General features: G+C 64.2%; 16 protein-coding genes. 9 read left to right on the top strand and 7 right to left on the bottom strand.

The window, feature by feature from the left end; genetic code table 11:
• The first annotated feature begins 44 nt into the window (after window positions 1-44).
• Window positions 45-1079 (top strand): diguanylate cyclase, encoded by a 1035-nt coding sequence (locus PATSB16_RS07350; protein WP_047216357.1) that lies wholly within the window; start codon window positions 45-47, stop codon window positions 1077-1079.
• Here PATSB16_RS07350 and PATSB16_RS07345 read toward each other — a convergent pair.
• The 4 genes from PATSB16_RS07345 to PATSB16_RS07330 form a co-directional block, all read right to left on the bottom strand.
• The gene (locus PATSB16_RS07345) at window positions 1076-3418 is read right to left on the bottom strand and encodes a PAS domain S-box protein (protein ID WP_052892606.1); all 2343 of its coding nucleotides are present in this window, start codon (window positions 3416-3418) and stop codon (window positions 1076-1078) included. The genes PATSB16_RS07350 and PATSB16_RS07345 overlap by 4 nt on opposite strands.
• A gap of 66 nt (window positions 3419-3484) precedes the next feature.
• Window positions 3485-7168 (bottom strand): EAL domain-containing protein, encoded by a 3684-nt coding sequence (locus PATSB16_RS07340; protein WP_156884637.1) that lies wholly within the window; start codon window positions 7166-7168, stop codon window positions 3485-3487.
• A 276-nt stretch (window positions 7169-7444) separates the two neighbouring features.
• On the bottom strand, window positions 7445-8764 hold the full coding sequence (locus tag PATSB16_RS07335) for a type II toxin-antitoxin system HipA family toxin (protein WP_047213472.1): 1320 nt from the start codon (window positions 8762-8764) through the stop codon (window positions 7445-7447).
• A complete protein-coding gene (locus PATSB16_RS07330; RefSeq protein ID WP_206093675.1) occupies window positions 8757-9050 on the bottom strand; it encodes a helix-turn-helix domain-containing protein in 294 nt (97 codons plus the stop codon). Before PATSB16_RS07330 ends, PATSB16_RS07335 begins: the two co-directional genes overlap by 8 nt.
• Window positions 9051-9483: 433 nt before the next feature.
• Here PATSB16_RS07330 and PATSB16_RS07325 point away from each other — a divergent pair, with 433 nt between their 5' ends.
• The 3 genes from PATSB16_RS07325 to PATSB16_RS20825 are packed head-to-tail and all read left to right on the top strand — an operon-like array spanning window position 9484 to window position 12055.
• Window positions 9484-10878: a cytochrome ubiquinol oxidase subunit I gene (locus tag PATSB16_RS07325; protein ID WP_047213469.1), complete on the top strand. Its 1395-nt coding sequence runs from the start codon at window positions 9484-9486 to the stop codon at window positions 10876-10878.
• A 24-nt stretch (window positions 10879-10902) separates the two neighbouring features.
• On the top strand, window positions 10903-11907 hold the full coding sequence (gene cydB / locus PATSB16_RS07320) for a cytochrome d ubiquinol oxidase subunit II (RefSeq protein ID WP_047213468.1): 1005 nt from the start codon (window positions 10903-10905) through the stop codon (window positions 11905-11907).
• Entirely contained in the window at window positions 11882-12055 is a 174-nt protein-coding gene (locus PATSB16_RS20825) for a hypothetical protein (RefSeq protein WP_156884635.1), read from the top strand. The genes cydB and PATSB16_RS20825 overlap by 26 nt, the downstream gene beginning before the upstream one ends.
• Before the next feature lie 17 nt (window positions 12056-12072).
• Here PATSB16_RS20825 and PATSB16_RS07315 read toward each other — a convergent pair whose 3' ends face one another.
• On the bottom strand, window positions 12073-12912 hold the full coding sequence (locus PATSB16_RS07315) for a class I SAM-dependent methyltransferase (RefSeq protein ID WP_237170318.1): 840 nt from the start codon (window positions 12910-12912) through the stop codon (window positions 12073-12075).
• A gap of 77 nt (window positions 12913-12989) precedes the next feature.
• A complete protein-coding gene (locus PATSB16_RS07310; protein ID WP_047213464.1) occupies window positions 12990-13598 on the bottom strand; it encodes a TetR/AcrR family transcriptional regulator in 609 nt (202 codons plus the stop codon).
• Between the two features lie 153 nt (window positions 13599-13751).
• On the opposite strand from PATSB16_RS07310, the gene PATSB16_RS07305 reads away from it, so the two are divergent.
• The 4 genes from PATSB16_RS07305 to PATSB16_RS07290 all read left to right on the top strand — a co-directional run bounded on the left by PATSB16_RS07305 (window position 13752) and on the right by PATSB16_RS07290 (window position 18903).
• Entirely contained in the window at window positions 13752-14867 is a 1116-nt protein-coding gene (locus tag PATSB16_RS07305) for an HlyD family secretion protein (protein WP_083566717.1), read from the top strand.
• Window positions 14864-16435, top strand: coding sequence for a DHA2 family efflux MFS transporter permease subunit (locus tag PATSB16_RS07300; protein WP_047213462.1), 1572 nt, complete (start codon window positions 14864-14866; stop codon window positions 16433-16435). Before PATSB16_RS07305 ends, PATSB16_RS07300 begins: the two co-directional genes overlap by 4 nt.
• A gap of 11 nt (window positions 16436-16446) precedes the next feature.
• Entirely contained in the window at window positions 16447-17943 is a 1497-nt protein-coding gene (locus tag PATSB16_RS07295) for an efflux transporter outer membrane subunit (protein WP_047213460.1), read from the top strand.
• Window positions 17944-18030: 87 nt separating this feature from the next.
• Window positions 18031-18903, top strand: coding sequence for an aldo/keto reductase (locus PATSB16_RS07290; RefSeq protein ID WP_047213458.1), 873 nt, complete (start codon window positions 18031-18033; stop codon window positions 18901-18903).
• Window positions 18904-18938: 35 nt separating this feature from the next.
• Here the strand turns inward: PATSB16_RS07290 and PATSB16_RS07285 are convergent, their stop codons facing one another.
• The gene (locus PATSB16_RS07285; RefSeq protein ID WP_047213457.1) at window positions 18939-19838 is read right to left on the bottom strand and encodes a LysR family transcriptional regulator; all 900 of its coding nucleotides are present in this window, start codon (window positions 19836-19838) and stop codon (window positions 18939-18941) included.
• 89 nt (window positions 19839-19927) lie between these two features.
• Here PATSB16_RS07285 and PATSB16_RS07280 point away from each other — a divergent pair, with 89 nt between their 5' ends.
• Window positions 19928-20782, top strand: coding sequence for an NAD(P)H-dependent oxidoreductase (locus PATSB16_RS07280; protein WP_047213456.1), 855 nt, complete (start codon window positions 19928-19930; stop codon window positions 20780-20782).
• The last annotated feature ends 4 nt before the right edge of the window (window positions 20783-20786 follow it).

Below are 20786 nucleotides of genomic sequence, written 5' to 3'. Positions count from 1 at the left end.
CACGGGTGTCGGACGCTCCCTTTTTTCAAAATACAGAGATTTTTATGACGAATACGCCCCTCAACATCGCCGCCACCGGGCTCCAATTGCCGGCCGCCGCGGACGTGCCGGCCATGGTGCTGCTGGTCGACGATCAGGCGATCGTGGCCGAAGCCGTGCGGCAAGCGCTGGCCGGCGAGGACGGCATCGATTTCCACTATTGCGCGCACGCCGAGGAAGCGCTGCAGACGGCCGTCACGACGCGGCCCACGGTGATTCTTCAGGATCTGGTGATGCCCGGCCTGGACGGACTGTCATTGGTCAAGACCTACCGGAGCCATGCGGCCACACGCGATGTGCCGATCATCGTGCTGTCGACCAAGGAGGAGCCGATCGTCAAGAGCGCCGCTTTCGCCAGCGGCGCGAACGACTACCTGGTCAAACTGCCCGATCGCATCGAGCTGATCGCGCGCATTCGTTACCACTCCCGCTCGTACATCAACCTGCAGCAGCGCGACGAAGCGTATCGCGCGCTGCGCGAATCTCAGCAGCAGTTACTGGAAGCCAATCTGGAGCTGCGCCGCCTGACGCAGTCCGACGGTTTGACGGGCCTGGCGAACCGCCGTTACCTGGACGAGTATCTGAGCGCGGAGTGGCGCCGCAGCGCGCGTGAGCGGTCGGAACTGTCGCTGCTGATGATCGATGTCGACAACTTCAAGCTGTACAACGACACTTATGGTCACGTGGCCGGCGACGAGGTGCTCAAGCGCATCGCCGCCACGGTGGAGGCGAGCCTGCTGCGCCCGGGCGATCTGGCCGCGCGCTTCGGTGGCGAGGAGTTCGCCGCGATCCTGCCGGCCACCTCGCCCGAAGGCGGCTGGCTGCTGGCCGAGAAAATCCGCGGCGAGGTGGAAGCGCTGCACCTGCCGCATCGAAACTCGCCGGCCAGTCCGTTTGTAACGATCAGCGTCGGCGTGGCGAGCGTCGTGCCGCCGCCGTCATCCTCGATGACTTCGCTTATCGAAGCCGCCGACCTGGCACTGTATCAGGCCAAGCGCGACGGCAAAAATCGCGTCGCGACGCCACCCGGGCAAGACTAGCCGCAGGCTTGCGAGGCCAGCCCGCCCGGCTCGGCCGACGGATTGCCGGACGCGGACAGGACGATTTGGCTCCTGCCCGCGGCCTTGGCCTGATACATCGCCGCGTCGGCGCGCGCCAATAGACTGCTCGCGCTCTCGCCGCCATCGGCGTAATAGAGCGCCACGCCGATGCTGGTCGAGAGCCGGATCGGCACGCCGCCGATCACATGCGCGGCGGTGATTTTTTCGCGCAGCTTGTAGGCCACGCTCTTGGCGTCGCACAGACCGTTTTTCAGGTGTTCGAGAATCACGATGAATTCGTCGCCGGCCAGTCGCGCGGCGCGGTCGGTCTCGCGAATCGACGCATGCAGGGTGGCGGCGAACCACTGCAGCACCTGATCGCCAAATTCATGCCCGCGTGCATCGTTGAGCTGCTTGAAGCCGTCCAGATCCATGAACAGCAGTGCCATGTGATGCTGCTGCCGGCGCGTGCGGGCCATGGCTTCCTTGAGCATCGCCATGAAGGCGCGGCGGTTCGGCAATCCGGTGAGCGCGTCGTGATGCGCCTCGAATTCGAGTTGCCGTTGCAATTGCTTGCGCTCGGAGATGTTTTGCCCGAGCACGTAAAAGCCGGCCACCCCGCCGGCGGCATCGACGTCCGGTACGAACGACGAGTGTATCCAGATCGTGCCCCAGCGCGCCGACATTTCGTATTCGACCGTGACATGCTCGCCGCGCAATACCCGCTGGACGTCGGGCAGCAATTGGCCGAACAATCCGGCGCCCCACAGATCCCGCACATGAAGGCCGTCGAGCCCGCCGGGCGGCACGTCGAACCATTGCTCGTAGACGCGATTGTGGAACCGGTAGCGCAGGTCGGGCCCGACGTAGGCAATCATCGCCGGCACGTTGTCGAGCACCGTCTTCAGTTGCGCACGGCTCTCGCGGATGCTCGCCTCGCTTGCCTTGCGCTCGCTGATATCGCGCAGGAACGCATTGATACGCAGGCGTCCGCCGACGCGGGTGGCGCCCAGCGTGACCTCCACCGGAAACGCCGCACCGTCGCGCCGCAGGCCGGTCGCTTCGATGCGCTGGCCAAGAAGAGTCTGTTCGCCGCTGCGAGCAAAGCGTTCGAGCGCGCTCCAGTATCCCTGGCGCAATGCCGGCGGAACGATTTTTTCAATCAGCGGCGTGCCGATGGCGGCGGCTTTCGGCCACCCGAAAATCTGCTCGGCGGCCGCATTCCAGGTAGTGACCGTGCCGTGCTCGTCGGTCTCGACAAAGGCATCGATGGCGTTCTCCAGCGTGCCGCGAAAGCGCTCCTGCTCCTGCGTCAGTTCGCGCTGAAAAATCTTGCGGCGCTCGATTTCCGCATTCAATTCGCGCACCGCGGCGCTCAACTCGCTGGTGCGCTGCATCACCCGCCGCTCGAGATCGGTGCGCAGCGTTGCCAGCTCCTGCTCGGTACGCTTGCGCTGGTCGATATCGCTGACGGCCGAGATGCAGTACAGCGGCTTGCCGTCGTCGTCGCGCATCACCGAGGTGACGACCTGCACCCAGATCGGTTGCCCGGCGGCGTCGATAAAGCGCTTTTCCAATGAGTAGGTTTCGATTTCACCTGCCAGCAACTGCCTGAAAAGCGCAACGTTGTGCGCCACGTCGTCGGGATGGGTGAGCTGTTCGAAGGTGGCGGCCAGCAGTGTCTGCCGATCATGTCCGAGCATCGCACACAGGCGGTCGTTGACGTGCCACCAGCGCCCCTCGACCGACAGCAGCGCGAGCCCCACGGCGGCTTGATTCACGGTGCGCTCGAACAGCGTCTCGGTGGTCGCCAGCGAGCGCCGCGTGCGCTGCGCGTCGCGCCGTTCCTCGATCAAATGAAAATACTGCTCGACCATCGCGCCCAGGTCGCGCAGGCTATCCATGTCGTCCGGACCAAACTGACGCGGCCGGCGGTCTATCAGGCACAGCGTGCCCAGCGCATGGCCGCTGCAGGAGTATACCGGCACGCCGGCATAGAAACGCAGGTGGGGCGGCTCGCACACCAGCGGATTGTCGGCAAAGCGCGCATCCAACCGCGTATCGGCGATCACCATCGGCGCGCCCGGACGGTTCCGGATCGCGTGTGCGCAAAACGACACGTCTCGGGCAGTCTGCCGCGCCTGCGTGCCGACCCGCGAGATGAACCACAGGCGCTCGGCGTCGACGAGCGTTACCAGGGCGATCGGCACCTGAAAATGCCGTGCGGCAAGGCATGTGATGCGATCGAGTTCCTCGACGGGCTCGCTGTCCAGTACGTCGAGCGCACGCAGCGTCTGGATGCGCTGCGCCTCGCCGTCTGGGGGGGCCGGAATGATCATGGTCGTGACTATTGAATTGTTATTTGTGTTCGGTATGTGAATCAGCGTTACCGCGTGGCAGCGCGGCTAGGCGGGCTCCCAGCGTTCGGTCGCGCTCATGAGCTCGAGCAACTCGGCCAGCGGCATCGGCCGGCCGAAATAGTAGCCCTGCCCGACGTCGCAACCGATCAGACGCAGCATCTCGAGCGTGCGGTGGTCTTCGATACCCTCTGCAATCACCTCGCAGCCCAGGTTCTGCGCCAGACTGACGATCGACTTGACGATCGTCATGTCGCCTGCCGAATCGAACATGCGGCGCACGAAGCTCTGGTCGATCTTGATGCCGTCGACACCCAGCGCCTGCAAATAGCCCAACGATGAATAGCCGGTACCAAAATCGTCGATCGAGACCTTGATGCCACCGGCGCGGATCCTCTCCAGCACATCGCGCGAGCGCAGCGGATCGAGCATGATCGCGCTCTCGGTGACCTCCAGTTCGAGGTGGCACGGCGCCAGTCCCACCTCGCCGAGGATGGCATGCAGTGCCTGCGGGAAATCTTCGTCGAGCAGATTGCGAGTCGACACATTGATGCACACCGAAATTTCGCAGCCGCGCTGATGCATGCGGCGGCAAGCCAAAGCCGCCTGGCGGGCCACCCACCGCGTGAGTGGATGAATCATGTCGCCAAGCTCGATGAACTGAATGAATTCGCTTGGCAAGATCAGGCCGCGCGTCGGATGCCGCCAGCGCAGCAATGCCTCGGCGCCAACGATGCGTTCGGTGCCGAGATCGATCTTGGGCTGGAAAAACAGCTCGAACTGGTTCTGCGCCAAGGCCAGCCTGACGTCGGAGGTCAGCGCCAAACGCTCCTGCGAGTTAGGATCCTTGCTGCGCTCGTAGACTGCCACACCGCGTCCCTGCTGCTTGGCCGCGTACATCGCCACGTCGGCGCAGCGCAGCAGGCTGCCGGCGTCGCTGCCATGCAGGCCGGCGATCGCAATGCCGATGCTCGCATCGATCTGCAGGCGCGCGCCCTGGATGTCGAACGGCTGTCTCACATAGCCGAGCAAGTCGTGGGCGATTTGCTGGAGCGCCTGCACGCTCTCGGCGCCAGTGACGATAAAGGCGAACTCGTCGCCGCCCAGGCGCACCACGATGTCGCCAGGACGTTGCAGGCTCGCGAGCCGCTCGGCCAGCTTGGCCAGCAATTGGTCGCCCGCCTGATGGCCGAGGGTGTCGTTGACCTCCTTGAAGCGGTCGAGATCCATCAGCATCAACGCGCTCACGCGGCCATATTGGCCGTCCGCCTCGATCGCGCGCCTGGCCGCCTCGGCCAGCAATGCGCGGTTGGGCAGGCCGGTGAGCGCGTCGTGGGTGGCCTGATGCTGCAACGCGGCCCGCTGGGCCTTGCGCTCGGTGATATCGAAAAAAGTGACCACCGCGCCGACCAACGCGCCGTCCTGGCGCATCGGATACGACCAGTATTCGACGGGTATGGCGGTGCCGTCGCGGCGCCAGAATACTTCGTCATCCTTGTGCGCCGGCGCCGGTTGCAGCGAAGTCCGGCAGATCGGGCAATCCTCGCGCGAATAGCCGCTGCCGTCGACGCGTGTGTGATGCACCAGCTCGTGCATCGATTGGCCCAGCAGCTCGTCCTCGCGCTCGAAGCCGAGCAGTGTGATGCAGGCGCGATTGACAAAGGTGCATCGTCCAGCCGTGTCGATCCCGTAAATGGCCTCGGCGGTCGATTCCAGCAGCAGTTCGAGTTGCCGATCCCGTTCGGCCAGCGCGGCGATCGCCCGCTGGGTCGACGTCACATCCTGCAGCAGCAACAGTTGCGCGTCGCGTTGCTGGAAGCGGATGCGGAACGTCTTGACCCGCACGTCGATGCACTCGCCGGATTTCTTCCGGTGCCGCCAGATGCCGCGGTCGATGTACGACGCGTTGTTCTGGGACTGGACTTCGACACAGGCCTCGTCACCGACGGGCAGTTGCTGAATGTCGCCCAGCGACAGGGCCCGGAACTCCTCGCGCGTGAAGCCGTAGGCTTGAATCGCCGCATCGTTGACGGCGAGAATCTTGCGCGTTTCGGCGTCGTGAATCCACATCGGATTCGGATTGCGCTCGAACAGATATCGGTATTCATGTTCCGACTCGACCAGCGCGCGCTTGGCTTGGGTCTGCTCGATGGCGATCGCCGCCAGCCCGCCGGCCAGTTCGACCAGCTCGAGTTCGTGCAGCGTGGGGCGGCGCACCTCCCGGTAATAGACCGCAAGCGTGCCGAGCACACGATTGGTGGAAGCGAAGATGGGTGTGGACCAGCAGGCGCGCAGACCGTGGCGCAACGCCAGTTCTTTATAGTCGGCCCAGCGCGGGTCGGCGTCGATATCGGCGGCGACCACGAGTTGGCCCGTGTAGGCGCTCGTGCCGCACGAGCCGACGTTGGGTCCGATTGTCACGCCATCGATGGCGGCGATGTAATCGGCTGGCAACGCCGGACCCGCGCCTTGCGTCAGATGCTTGCCCTGCGCGTCGAGCAGCATGATTGAGCAAACTGCGCCGGGAATGTAGGTCTGCGCGAATTCGACGATCTCCAGGAAGATCGTCGAATTCGGCTTGCCGGCGCTGACCAGCTGCAAAATGCGGTTCTGCGCGCTCAGACGCGAAGAAATCGACTGCAGCCGCTCCATCTGCGACTCGATCTGGTTGGCCATCTGGTTGAAGTCCTGGGCCAGCCTGCCAAGCTCGTCGTGGGATTCCGCGTTGCGCGCACGCGACCTGAAGTCCCCGGAGGAGAACTTGCCGATCGCGCCGGCCAACTCCTTGATCTGCTTGAGCACGAAGGCTTCGGCCCCCAGCCAGCCGGCCAGCAGCGCGGCCAGCACCACACCGATCAGTCCGGCAACGTTGGCGCGATAGCGCGCCTGAGCCGCGCCCACCAGGCGGCTCACCGGATAGCCGAGCGCGATCGTCAGACCATGCGGGTCATCCGGCAATCCGGCGGCGGCGTAACTGAAAATCCATTGCTCGCCGGCGAGCTTCTCATCGACGGTGCCGCTCAGATCGCCCAGACTTTGGCGGAAAACCTGCGCGCTGACCGTAGCGGGCACGGCAGGCTGCGTCGCCGTCGCATATTTGGCGAGCAATTGGCCATTGCGGTCGTACATCAGCAATAACGCCTCGCGCCCGGGCGGCAGCGCGTCGACGGTCGACTGCAGCGACGAGAGCCGCAGCGCCGCATACACAATCGCTGTCACCCGGCCTCGCGAGTCGAGCAACGGATAACCGATGCCAACGCTGGGCAATCCGGTGATTCGCCCTATCTGGTATTCGCCGATGGCGAAATCCTTGGCGTAAAGTGCCCGCTTAAAGTAGGCGCGATCCTTGAGGTTGATATCTGGTTTGACAGGCAAGGCGCTACACAATATCTCGCCCGAGATCGAGGCGACCCCCATATTGCTGTAGCGCGGGTTTTTGGCAATGAACTGGTTCATGAATGCCGAGCAGCGCGGCCAGTCATGGCTGGCGACCACCGGCGCCGTGGCCATCGAGGAGAGCACCTCCTTGGTGCTGTTGACCAGCCAACCGTGATAGTCGGCCGCCAGTTGGACCATCCGGATCGCCTCGGCCTGCTCGGTGCGGCCCAGGTCGTCGCGTTCGCGCGAGGCGTTATAGGTGAGCAGCGCAATGGCGGGCACCGCCGCCAACACCACCAGCAGCAGCAGCCTTACCCGCAATCCCTTGAACCAGCGTGTTGAGAACTTTCGCACTGGGTTGGCCCCGTTGCTCCCTTCATATTGAGTTCGACGTTGAGACTATCGTCGGACAGGGAGTCGTCAATTTTTGATTCGATCAATTTGCATCATATGCCGCGTGCAGCTTGGTGATCTTCGTGGATGGCGTGTCTCCGCGGATGGGTTTGAGTGTGTGCACAAGCCCGAGATACGGCAGTGTACCTCGTTTGGATACCAGTGCGAAATCTCCTAAGCTGGTGTCGGGCTGAGGTGCTCGCCGTGTGCGTGCCGCGCGCTCTGTCACGCCGAACGCTAGGCGCGCGGCCTGACCTCTCTGGCCAGCGACAGACCCTCCAGACGCTCGCCGATCACCGAGCGCAGCACGGGCGGGGCATCGAGCTCGTCGAGCAAGCGCGGCCAATGCGCGCGCGCCTGCGCCACGGCGTCCTTGACCGCCGCCGTGGCGATGCGCCGCGGCACGCCGGCCTGCTCGGCGATGCACTCGTAAGTCGCCAGCGTCTCCTCGCGCTGCAGGCGATCGATGGCGACGTTCTGGCCGTAGGCTGCGAACCCGGGCAGCGCCGCGACGCAGACGATATCGTAGGCCGGCGACAATGCCGGCAAGCGCCCGTTGGGGTAGATCACCGAGAAATTCTTCAGGTGAGCGTCGCTGTTGCCGATCAGCGCATTGACCGCCTGGCGCAGAAAAAACTGACGGACATGCTCGACGCCGCTCTGGCTGAGCCGGTAAAGCACGGCAACGAATTGCACGTAAGCGTCGGGCCCGGCGTACTTGGCCGCCGGCATGCGGCCCAGCACCTGGCAGGCATCTTCCGCGTGGATACGGGCGCCCGGCGTGCGATCGAACCGGTCGACCGCGAGGTAGCGCAAGTGCTCGCCCAGCGACGCGGCAAGCCCGTCGACTTCGATCGTCGAGAGCGGCAGCACGGTGCTTGCCGCGACATCGACGCCAGCGGCGGCCGCCAGCCGCATGCAGATCGATTCGTTGATGATTTGCGAGTCGTCGCCCCTGGCCGGCAGCTTGGCGATCACGTCGGAGAGCCGGCCGCGCGACGGCAGGGTGTAGCGACGCCCCTGCTCGGCGGTCGACAGGGCCAGCTTGTTTTGCACCCCGGAGACCGATGCCGCGCCCTGAGTCGCTCCCTCGACGACACAAATTTCGAGATTGTCGGCGCCGCCGGTCACGCCATAGGCGCGCACCGCAGCCGGCAAGGTGTCGAGGTCGGCCGGCAGCACCACCACCGCCCCCGGCAAATCTTCGCCGGCCGAAGCGAGGACGCCGAAATCGTCCCGATCGCCAGGATTGTGGCGCGTGAGTTCGAGCCGCTTGCGCAACTCGCCCTCCGGCAGCAATCCAGCGAAATATGGCGGCAGCGCATGGCCGGTGTTATAGAGCGCCGGGTGGAACGGATTGTCGAACACCTCCGCGGTGGCGCGGCGGCCCGCCTCGGTCGGCACCGAGATCGACAGACTCAGGGTTGGCCGCTGAGGGTCGGCGCGAAACGCTTCGGACGGCACGAAACGCACGTTGCCGCCAGCCTCGCACAAATGACCGCACAGGCGGCCATACAGCCAGACCGCAAGATAGCGCGGGTGAAGCGCCTCACTCATGCTCGCCCGCCAGGAAAATGTCGACCGCGCCACGGGCCGTGCGGTCCGCCCCGCCGCCCTTGCCGGCCAGCACCTGCCGGACTTCGGCCAAGTGTTCGTTGGGAACCAGCACCCACTCGGCATTGAGGGATGAGGCCAGCGCCTCGAGCGTCGAGGCACGGCTATCCTTCTTGCCCAGCAAAATGGCCGACACATTCGGCACTGCCATACCAAGCAAGCGCCCGACCTCGGCCAGACTCATCCGGCGATACTCCCGCAACGTACGGCACTGAGATATTAATGACATAAAATCATTTTTTGAAAAATTGATTCGATAATATAACAACGCTTCACATTAAGCAAGATCGAAGTTATTCTATAAAATCTTTTTTTATGTAAATTGATTTTATAGAATATTTTTTAACGACAGTTATATGTCGCCCGTTTTCGCTTCGCAAGGCTGACACAGGTTCGGCATGGAGTGATGTTGCAGCGCGGCGTATTGCCGCACTCCCTGTCGTTCGATGGCATCAAAGGCAATCGGAATCGTCATATAAATTCAATAAATATCAACAATTTATTGATCTTGAGCAAAGATTATCCCGATAATCGCCGCGTCCTTTTGACGCACGCTGCGCCGTAGCAAAACGATCGGCATTGTCCTACGCTTGTTTCGTCTGCCTCGCGCAGAGCGCGTCGACACCGGTCGCCGCGCGACGTTTTTTCGCAGTCGAACAACCATGGCCCCCGCCCTATCCGCGTTTGACCTGGCGCGCATCCAGTTCGCCTTTACCGTTTCGTTTCATATCGTATTTCCGGCCCTGAGTATCGGCCTGGCCAGTTTCATTGCTGTGCTCGAATGGCGCTGGCTGAAGACCGGCAAGGCCTATTACAAGACGCTTTGCCTGTTCTGGTCGAAGATCTTTGCCGTGGCTTTCGCGATGGGCGTGGTCTCCGGCGTGGTGATGAGCTATCAGTTCGGCACCAACTGGTCGGGATTTTCCAGCTTCGCCGGACCGATTACCGGCCCGCTGCTGATGTACGAGGTCATGACGGCGTTTTTCCTCGAGGCCGGCTTTCTGGGCATCATGCTGTTCGGCTGGCACCGTGTCAGCGCCCGCGCCCACTTTGGCGCGACGCTGACGGTGGCGCTCGGCACATTGATTTCCACCTTCTGGATTCTGGCCTCGAACAGCTGGATGCAAACACCGCAAGGCTTCAAAGTGGTCGACGGCCACGTTGTGCCGCTCGACTGGTTCAAGATCATTTTCAATCCGTCGTTTCCATACCGGCTCGCACACATGGCGCTGGCTGCCTTCATCGTCGCGGGGCTGGTGGTCGCCGCCACCGGCGCCTGGCACCTGCTCAAGGGGCGCCGCGATCCGGCCGTCACCAAGATGTTCTCGATGGCGCTCTGGCTGCTGCTGATTCTCACGCCGATTCAGGCACTGGTGGGCGACCAGCATGGCCTGAACACGCTCAAGTATCAGCCCGCCAAGATCGCGGCGATCGAAGGCCTGTGGAATACCGAGCACGATGGCACCGCACTCAACCTGTTCGGCATTCCCGACATGAAGGCTGAAACCACTCGCTATGCCATCTCGATTCCGCATCTCGGCAGCCTGTTGCTCACGCATAGTTGGGACGGTGCCATTCGGGGCCTGAAGGATTTCCCGGCCGCCGATCGCCCCGACTCGACGATCGTTTTCTGGAGCTTTCGCATCATGGTCGGGTTCGGCATGCTGATGATCGCGATGTCGGTGCTGGCCTGGGTGCTGCGCCGTCGGCACAAGCTGTACGAAGCGCGCTTGTTCCACAAGTTCGTGCTCGCCATGGGGCCGACCGGTTTCATCTCGCTGCTGGCCGGCTGGGTCACCACGGAAGCCGGCCGCCAGCCATGGGTCGTGTACGGCGTGATGCGGACCTCGCAGGCCGTCTCGCCGCTGAGCACGCAGCAAGTCGGGCTCTCTCTCATGATCTTTGTGATCGTCTACTTTCTGGTGTTTGGCACCGGCGTCTATTACCTGCTCAAGCTGATTCGCTCCGGACCAATGTTGCCGGGCCAGGCACAGCCGCATACCTCGGGCAATTCGCCCAGCCCGCGACCACAGGCCGGCCAGCTGGCCGACGCTTGAGACTTTTCGAATAACGAGGCAAAAATGAATGTCACTGTCATATGGGCCGGCATTATCGCGCTCGGCTTGTTCATGTATGTGGTGCTCGACGGGTTCGATCTGGGCATCGGCATCCTGTTTCCGCTGTTTCCCGATGCGCGCGAACGCGATCTGATGATGAATACCGTGGCACCGGTGTGGGATGGCAACGAAACCTGGCTGGTGCTTGGCGGCGCGGGATTGTTCGCGGTATTTCCAGTGGTCTATTCGACCGTGCTCTCGGCGTTGTATCTGCCGCTCGTCTTTATGCTCGTCTGCCTGATCTTCCGTGGCGTGTCGTTCGAGATCCGCGCCAAGGCGAATCGCACCAAGCCGATGTGGGACTTGGCGTTCATCGGCGGCTCGGCGGGCGCGGCCTTTTTCCAGGGCGTCGCACTGGGCGCCTTCCTGCAAGGCATCCCGATGGCCGATGGCCGATTCGCCGGTGGCGCCTTTGAATGGCTCACGCCATTCGCGGTATTCACCGGCCTGGGGCTGGCCGCCACCTACGCGCTGCTGGGTTGCTGCTGGCTGGTGGCCAAGACCGAGGGCGATCTGCAGCGGCGCCTGCATCGGCTCGCCTGGCCATTGACGATCGTGCTGCTCGGGTTCATCGCGGTCGTCAGCGTGTGGACGCCGCTGCAGGACCCGCATATCGCCCAGCGCTGGTTCGACAGCGCCTGGCTCTACCGCCTGTTGCCGGCGCCGCTGCTGGTGGCCGTGTGCGCCGCCGCGATGTATCGCGCGCTGCGCGGCCGGCACCACGTCACGCCGTTCGCGCTCGCGCTGGGTATCGTGCTGCTCGGGTATGCGGGGTTGCTGGCGAGCCTGTGGCCGTTCGCGATCCCATCGAGCCTGACGCTCTGGGAGGCCGCCGCGCCGCGTTCGAGCCAGATGTTTACGCTGGTCGGCGCGGCGGTCATTTTGCCGATCATCATCGGGTACACAACCATGGGCTACTGGGTATTTCGCGGCAAGGTGCGTCATGACGACCAACACCACTACCACTGAAAAAGCACCGCCGGCCGCCCCCGCACGGCAAACCGCGCGAGGCTGGCTGTGGTTCGTCGCGCTGTGGTGCACTGGCGTGGGCGCGGCCGTCACGCTTGGCCTGATCTTCAAGCTGCTGATGAACCTGACCCTGTTTGCGGTGATGTAGGCGCGTTGCTTCCGGGCTTATCGCGCCCGGGCGATCACCTGCACCAGCCCGACCCGTCCTGTCTTGAGATTGTTCGCCAGATTGGCCGCCATGGCGCCGAACTCCGGCCCCATCACGAGGTGGATGCCCAGCGGCGGCGGCCCGCTTGCCTGGCTGGCCGGCGCTGCCTGCGCGGCCAGCCAGGCAAGCGCCGCGTCGGCCGTGTCGCGCCACGAAACGATATCGAATCCGCTGGCTTCGAGCACCGCGCGCATGGCCGCGGGCGCAAGCAGAAAACTGTTCTGCGGCTCGCGCGCCCAGGGCACCGGGAAGCTCAGCGGCGTGCTCTGGTCGTCGCCCTGCACCACGTCATAGATCGCCAGGGCGCCGCCAGGCTTGAGAACCCGGCGAATTTCGCCATACAGGCCGGCGCGGTCGCTGATATTCATCGCCACATGCTGGGTCCAGGCCGCGTCGAATTGCGCATCGTCGAACGGCAGGTCCAGCGCGTCGGCCCGCTCGAATGCAACCCGTTCGTCGAGCCCGGCGCGCACCGAGAGTTGTTCGGCAATCTCGATGAACGGTTCGCACAAATCGATGCCAGTCACATGCACATCAAAATTGGCGGCGAGAAACCGCGCGGCGCCTCCCAGCCCGCACCCCACATCGAGCACCGCGGCCCCAGCCGGTAGCGCAAGCGCGGCGGCCAGCTCCTGCGTGGCGGCCAGACCGCGCACGTGAAACTGATCGAGCGGCGCGAGTTCGCGCCATGTCAGACGGCCGTCGCCGAATCCGGCCTGCCGCAGCGCTTGCGCGACCCGATCCGGCAGCGCCTGCGCCCCATAGTGGGCATTGATGGTTGCAGCGTCATTCATCATCGTACTCCTCGGTGAATCGGCCCATACCTCGACAATGCGCTTCGCGCCGCATGCGAACGCGCCTGGCTCAGCCAGGCTTATTCGCCGTGCTCCGCGGCGTTGGCGCTTAGATTGAAACGACGTTTGAGCGCGCGCCGGCTATGCGCGAGCAAGGCGTCGGAGCGCTTCGGGTCCGGCTCGGCACGAGCCAACGAAAGCGCTCCGACGAGTTCGGCCAACATTGAGTCGCCTTGCAGCTTGCTGTCAGTCACGCCAGCTTGCCTGAGTCGATCGGCCAGCGTCGCGCTCAACTCCCGCATGCCGACGGCGAATTGCTCGCGCGCAGCCACATCCATGCGCGGCAAGTCGCAAGCCAGCGCCGCCAACGGACAGCCACCCTCTTTGGCATCGCGGTGCATACGCGACAGATAGAAATCGATATAAGCATTCAGCCCGTCACGCGGCCGGCGGTCGTGCGTCTCACGCAGTACACGATCTCGGCTCTCCTCGAACATTTGGCCAATAGCAGCGACCACCAGCTCGTCTTTCGAGCCGAAGTGCGCATAAAACCCGCCGTGCGTGAGACCCGCCTTGGCCATCACGCCAGCCACCGCAACGCGGTGAGGCCCTTCGGCGCGAATGGCATCGGCCGCCGCTTTCAGCAGTTTGCGGCGAGTGTTTTGTTTATGCTCCGCATCGTATCGCATGATTGCGCCTTACTTGACATGATAACCATCATACTAAAATTCCAATAAAGCGCCAGCTCTTTCTCCAAAATCTGTTGACTTTAATATGTTAACGATCATATTATGTTTTATATGATAAACAACATATAATTCGATCTCGATGGAGCCCATGCCGTGACTCAGCAAATAACCAGCAACGCGCTACCGGCGGCCGCGGCCGGCGGGCAATGGCGCACTTATGGTCGCAAGCGCCGCATTGCGCTGGCACTCGCCGCGACCCTGATCGTCGTCGCTGTGGTGTTCGTCATTCGCTGGTGGACCGTGGGCCGCTTTGTCGAGCTAACCGACGATGCCTACGTCGGCGGCAACGTCACGCAGATCAGCCCGCACGTGGCCGGCTATGTCGCGCAGATTCTCGTGCGCGACAATCAATTCGTGCGTGCCGGAACACCGTTGGTGCGGCTCGACGCACATGACTACCAAGCCGCACTGACAGCCGCGCAAGCGGGTGTGTTGCGGCGCACGGCCGCCCTCGGCCGCCTGCACGCTCAACAATCTCTCGAACAGGCGTTGATTCGCCAGGCGCAAGCCGAGTTGGCCGCCGAACAGGCCAAAGCGCATTTCGCCAACCTCGACGCCCAGCGCTACCGGCACTTGGCGCAGACCCAGGCAGGCACCCGGCAAGACGCCGAACGAGCCCATGCGGCAGCGCGGACTGCCCATGCGGAGGTCGCCGCGGCCGAGGCCGGCGTACGCGCGGCCGGCGAGCGACTCGCGGTCACCGGCACGCGGATCGCCGAAGCTCAGGCCGCACTGGCGCAAGCCGGCGCGAGTCTGGCGACTGCCCGGCTCGACCTCGGCTATACCGAGTTGCGCGCGCCGGTGGACGGCTACGTGGCAGACCGCTCCGCACATCCGGGCACCTATGTGAGCGCGGGCACGCCGCTGTTATCGATCGTGCCTGCGCGAGGGCTATGGGTGGACGCCAACTTCAAGGAAGATCAGTTGCACGACATCAAACCTGGCGACCCGGTCGACGTGGTGGCCGACGCGCTGCCGGGCACCACGTTCCGTGGCCACGTGCAGAGCCTGTCGCCAGCCACCGGGGCCGTCTTTAGCGTGATCCCGCCGCAAAACGCGACCGGCAACTTCACCAAGATCGTGCAGCGCGTCCCCGTGCGCATCGCACTCGATGGCAAGGCCGCCGTGCTCGGCGCGTTGCGCCCAGGGCTGTCCACCTCGGTGTCTGTCGATACGCGCGGCGCACGGATGGCCGGGAGCGGCCAATGACTACCCCGGCAGGCCACGCCAGCGCCGACGTGCATACACCGATCCTGCCCTTCGCGATCATGTGCGTCGGCATGTTCATCGCGCTGCTTGACATCCAGATCGTCGCGTCGTCACTGCAGGACATCGGCGGTGGGCTATCGGCGGCACAAGACCAGATCGGCTGGGTGCAGACCGCCTACCTGATCGCCGAGATCATTGTCATCCCGCTCTCGGGCTGGCTCACGCGCGTGCTGTCCACGCGCTGGCTGTTTACCGCCTCGGCGCTCGGTTTCACCGCCGCCAGCATGCTGTGCGGCCTGGCCTGGAACATCCAGAGCATGATCGTGTTCCGCGCGCTGCAGGGTCTGCTGGGCGCCTCGATGATTCCAACCGTATTTACCTCGTCGTTCCACTACTTTCAGGGCCAACGCCGCGTGTTCGCGGCAGCCGTGATCGGCACCATCGCCTCGGTCGCGCCCACGCTCGGTCCGATTATCGGCGGCTGGATCACCGACACCCTGGATTGGCACTGGCTGTTCTACGTCAATCTGGTGCCCGGTGTGCTGGTGGCCGCCGGCGTAGCGACGCTGGTCGATATCGACACGCCGGATCCGTCGCTGCTCAAGGGAGCCGACTACCCTGGCATCGCGCTGCTGGCAGTTTTCCTGGGGACGCTCGAATATGTGCTCGAGGAAGGCGCGCGCTGGAACTGGTTCGACGATGCGTCGATCCGGCACTGCGCGGCAATTTCGCTGGCCGGCGGCGTGCTGTTCGTGATTCGCAGCCTGACGGTGGAAAATCCGGTGGTCGACTTGCGCGCGCTGGGCAACCGCAATTTTCTGCTTGGCTGCATCTTGTCGTTCATCACCGGCATCGGCATTTTCGCAACGATTTATCTGACGCCGCTATTCCTCGGCTATGTACGCGGACTGAGCGCCTGGCAAACCGGCATTGCGTTGTTCTCGCTCGGCGTTGCGTCGCTCGCGGGCGTGCCGGTCTATGTTGCATTGAGCCGCCGCGTCGACCTGCGTTGGCTGATGTTTTTCGGCATGGCGTGCTTCGGCCTGTCGATGTGGAGTTTCAGTCAGATCAGCCACAGTTGGGGAGCAAGAGAATTATTGATTCCGCAAATCCTGCGCGGCTTCCCGCAAGTATTCGCGGTGGCTCCAAGCGTGTTGCTTGGACTGGGCAGCTTGCCGCCTGCGCGTCTCAAATACGCCAGCGGCTTGTTCAATATGATGCGCAACCTTGGGGGCGCGGTGGGCATCGCCATTTGCGGCGCGATCCTGAACAATCGCACCAATTTGCATTTTCTCGACATCGCCTCGACCCTGACCCCTGCCAATCAGGCCATGAACACACTGCTGGCCAACCTGGACCAGCATCTAGGGGCCGTCCTCGGTTCAGGCCAGGCCGGCCATGCGGCAGCCTTGAAGGTGCTGCACGACATCGCCTATCGCGAAGCCGAGACGATGGCCTATGCCGATGCCTTCAGCGCGATCATGGCGGCTTTTGCGATCGCCACCGTGCTGGTGCCATTCCTGCGCAAAGTGACTCCGCCCAAGACGCCGGCAGTCGACAGTCATTGAGGCGAATCACGATGAGACTCCACCTTTCCAACCATCGCCGGCGGCTCGCCGTCGGTCTTGTGACTTTGCTGGCCGGATGCGCGGTCGGCCCGCATTACACCGAGCCGCATCTTGCCTCGGCAACCATTTACCACGGCCAGGCCGCACTGACGGTCATCGACGGCCAGCGCCAGGCCCCACCGCTGGACACCTGGTGGAACGGCTTCCATGATCCGACCCTGGTGGCCATTGTCCGGCGCGTGCTGCGGCAGAATCTCGATCTGGCCGCAGCCGAGGCCCGGGTGGCGCAGGCGCGCGCCGTTGCTCGCGAAGCTGGCGCGCAAGACCTGCCACGGCTGGATCTCGACGGCAGTGCGGCGCGTCAGCATCAGTCGCTCGACAGTCCGTTGGGCAAGATCGCCAGCGCGCTACCTGGCTATGAGCGTGACCAAACACTGACCAACCTCGACGTCGGCGCCAGCTGGGAACTCGACCTTGCCGGAGGTTTGCGACGCACCGCACAGGCGCAGCGCGCAGAGGCCCAGGCCGCCTCGGCAATGCATGACGGCGTACGCGTCAGCGTGTCCGCGGAGGCCGCCGATGCGTACTTCCAGGCACGCGGCTTGCAAAGCCGCATCGCCCTAGCCCAGGCCGAGGTCACAACCGATGCCCGCCTGCTCGCGCTGGCGCGCCAGCGCGTGGACGACGGCGTGGCAACCCGACGCGTGCTGGCCCATGCCCAGGCTCAGTTGGCTCGGACACGGGCCAGCCTGCCGCCATTGCAAAGTGCGCTGCAGCGTCAATTCAACCGCCTGGATGTGCTGATGGGCGAGCCGCCCGGCACCATCGCGCCCAAGCTGGTGAAAGCTCCGGCACACTACGCGATTCCGGCAATCGACACCGGCGATGGGCCGCGCCAATTGTTGCGCCGCCGGCCTGATGTCATCGCCGCCGAGCGCCGCCTGGCGGCCTCGAATGCCCGGATCGGCGCGGCGCTCAGCGAGTACTATCCGAAGGTCTCGCTGGCAGGCCTGCTCGGCTTCGAGAGCCTGGGCGGCGGCACTCTGCTCACCGCCGCGGCCTTCCAGCCGAGTGCGCTCGTGGGTCTGCACTGGCGACTGTTCGACTTCGGTCGCATCGATGCCGAAGTCGCCCGGGCTCGCGGAGCCAACGCCGAGGCGCTGGCACGCTATCGGCAAGCCATGCTGCGCGCGACGGAAGACGTCGAAGATGCGATTGCCGCATGCGTTCAATTGCAGGCGCAAACGACCGCCCTGCGCCAGCAGGTCGCGGCGCGGACACAGGCCAAGGCCGCGGCGCAAGAGCAATATCGTGCCGGCAATGTCAGTTTGATCGCAGTGCTCAATGAAACTCGCCGGGTTCTCGTCGCCCGCGATGCACTGGCGCGAGCCCATGCCGACCAGGCCCGTGCGGCCGTTGCCGCCTTCCGCGCGCTGGGCGGCGGCTGGACGCCGCAGCGCGAAGAATCAAAGGCAGTCCGATCTGCAGGAATCGGAGCGGGCGCGTAAAATCCTTTGGTCAATATCGGTTGGTCCGATGCGTCGACCGCCAACCGCCTCCATCGATAATCTTCCCGTCACAATGAGGAAAACACTATGTCGCAATCTGTTTCGGCGGCCGCCTCCGGCCAATTCAAGATCGGCGGCGACCTGCCCGTCAACCGCCTGGGCTACGGCGCGATGCGCATCACCGGCAAAGGTATCTGGGGCGAGCCGGCCGACCCGGCGGCCGCGCGCGCCACGCTGGCGCGCCTGCCGGAGCTCGGCATCAATTTCATCGATACGGCCGACAGCTACGGCCCCTTTGTCAGCGAAGACCTGATCCGCGAAGTTCTGCATCCCTACAGCGGGTTGGTGATTGCCACCAAGGGCGGCCTCACGCGCCATGGCCCCGATATCTGGGCGCCGCTGGGCCGCCCGGAATATCTGCGCCAGTGCGTGCTGATGAGCCTGCGCCGGCTGCGCCTGGAACGCATCGACCTGTGGCAGTTGCATCGCATCGACCCGAAGGTGCCGCGCGACGAACAATTCGAGGTGATCGCGCAAATGCAGCGCGAAGGCCTGATTCGCCACGTCGGCCTGAGCGAAGTTGCCGTGGCCGACATCGAAGCGGCACAAAAATTCTTCCCTGTCGTGACGGTGCAGAACCGCTACAACCTGGTCGATCGCACGAGCGAGGCGGTGCTCGATTATTGCGAACAGAACGGCATCGGCTTTATTCCGTGGTATCCGCTGGCGGCCGGCGACCTTGCCAAGCCAGGCAGCGTGCTGAGCCAGATTGCCGAGCGGCACGGCGTGAAGAACGGCGCGGTTGCCCTGGCGTGGCTGCTCAAGCGCGCCAAGGTGATGCTGCCGATTCCCGGCACCGGCAGCGTGCAACACCTGATCGAGAACGTTGCCGGCGCCGGCCTCGCGCTCGACGACGCCGAATTCGCCGAACTCGATCGGCAGGGTCGCAAGGCCGGCTGACGCCACGCAACAGCACATACCCCGCGCCGTCCGGCCTACGATACCGCCTGAACCACCTGCTCGCGCAGCCAGGCATGTGCCGGGTCGGCGTGCACCCGCTCGTGCCAGGCCATCGCGATTTCGAAGCCCGGCGGCTGCACCGGCGGATCGCAGGTCTGCAGACCTTGCAAGCGTCCATCGAGCAGACGCGCGGGCAGCATCGCCACCATGTCGGAATGGCGCACCGACTCCAGCTGAATCAGAAAATGCGGCACCGACAGCACCACGCGGCGCCGGCGCCCGCGGGCCTCGAGCAGGACATCGGTCGGCCCGTTGAAGCCTCCACCGTCGGGCGACACCAGCACGTGATCGAGCCCGCAGAATTGCGCCAGCGTCAGCGGCCCCCGCAATTGCGGATGGCGCTTGCGCGCGATGAATTGATAGCGTTCGGCAAACAGCACCCGGCCGCGCAGGCTCTGCGGCACGGTGTAGCTCGTCATGAACGCCGCATCGATTTCGCCGCGCTCGGCGAGATGGGCAATTTCCCCCGGTACCAACGTGTGCACGGCAACGCGGATACCCGGCGCCAGGCGGCGCAGGCGTGCGAGCAGCGGAATCACGATCGCACTCTGGCCGTAATCCGACGCCGCCACGCGCCAGGTCATCTCGGTGCGTGCCGGATCGAAGGGCGTCTGCGCACTGAGCATGCGCTCGACACCACCCAGCGCTTCTCGCAGCGGCGCGAGCAGCTCGAGGCCGCGCGCGGTGGCCTGCATGCCACGCGGGCCCGGCACCAGCAACGGGTCGTCGAACAGGTGCCGCAGCTTGCTCAGGCGCACGCTCACCGTCGGCTGGCTCAAGTGAAGCCGGCGCGCCACGCGCGTGACATTCCCCTCGGTGAGCAAGGCCTCCAGCGTCACCAGCAAGTCCAGATCGATATTGCGAATATTACGCATTGCTATACCTATCATTGAGCCTATTCATTTCAATTATGCGCCAGTGAGCATTATCTTGGTGACATCCTTCTCCGCCAGGAACCGATGTCATGAACGTACTGCTTGTCTACGCCCATCCCGAACCGCGCTCATTGAACGGGGCATTGCGTGATTTCACGGTCGCACGATTGCGGGCCGCAGGCCACGCGGTGCAGGTGAGCGACCTCCACGCCATGCGTTGGAAGGCCGTGCTCGACGCCGAAGACTTTCCCGAACATCAGCGCGACGATCCGTTGAATCCGAGCCGGGCATCGAGGCTGGCGTATGCCGCCGGCACGCAGACCGACGATGTCGCCGCAGAACAGGAAAAACTGCGCTGGGCGGATCTGGTGATCTTTCAGTTTCCGATGTGGTGGTTTTCGATGCCGGCGATTCTCAAGGGCTGGTTCGACCGCGTCTATGCCTACGGCTTCGGTTACGGCGTGGGCGAGCATTCGGCCACGCACTGGGGCGATCGCTACGGCGAGGGTACCTTGCAAGGCAAGCGCGCAATGCTGGTGGTGAGCACCGGCGGCTGGGCCGAACATTACGGCGAGCGCGGCATCAACGGGCCGATCGACGATCTGCTGTTTCCGATCCAGCACGGCATGCTGTTCTATCCGGGTTTCGCCGTGCTGCCGCCGTTCGTCATCCACAAGACCGGCTCGATGGATGCGCAGCGCTTCGATGCCACGCTGCAGGACCTCGGCGCGCGACTGGACGCCGTGGCGCACACCGCACCGATTCCGTACCGTCGCCAGAATCACGGCGATTACCTGATTCCGGCTTTGACGCTAAAGGCCGAACTGAGCCCCGGGCGCAGCGGCTTCGCGCTTCATTGCGAGCGTCCGGAGGATGCCGGTGCAACTGCCCGCAATAGCGATGTGCACAATGCGCCGGCCCTGTCGTCCCCAGTCCATTCGTAATGGG

This window comes from Pandoraea thiooxydans, assembly GCF_001931675.1.
In the GTDB taxonomy this organism is placed as follows: Bacteria; Pseudomonadota; Gammaproteobacteria; order Burkholderiales; family Burkholderiaceae; genus Pandoraea; species Pandoraea thiooxydans.
Note: the sequence above shows the minus strand (reverse complement) of the source record. Positions and strands in the feature narration are given on the sequence as shown.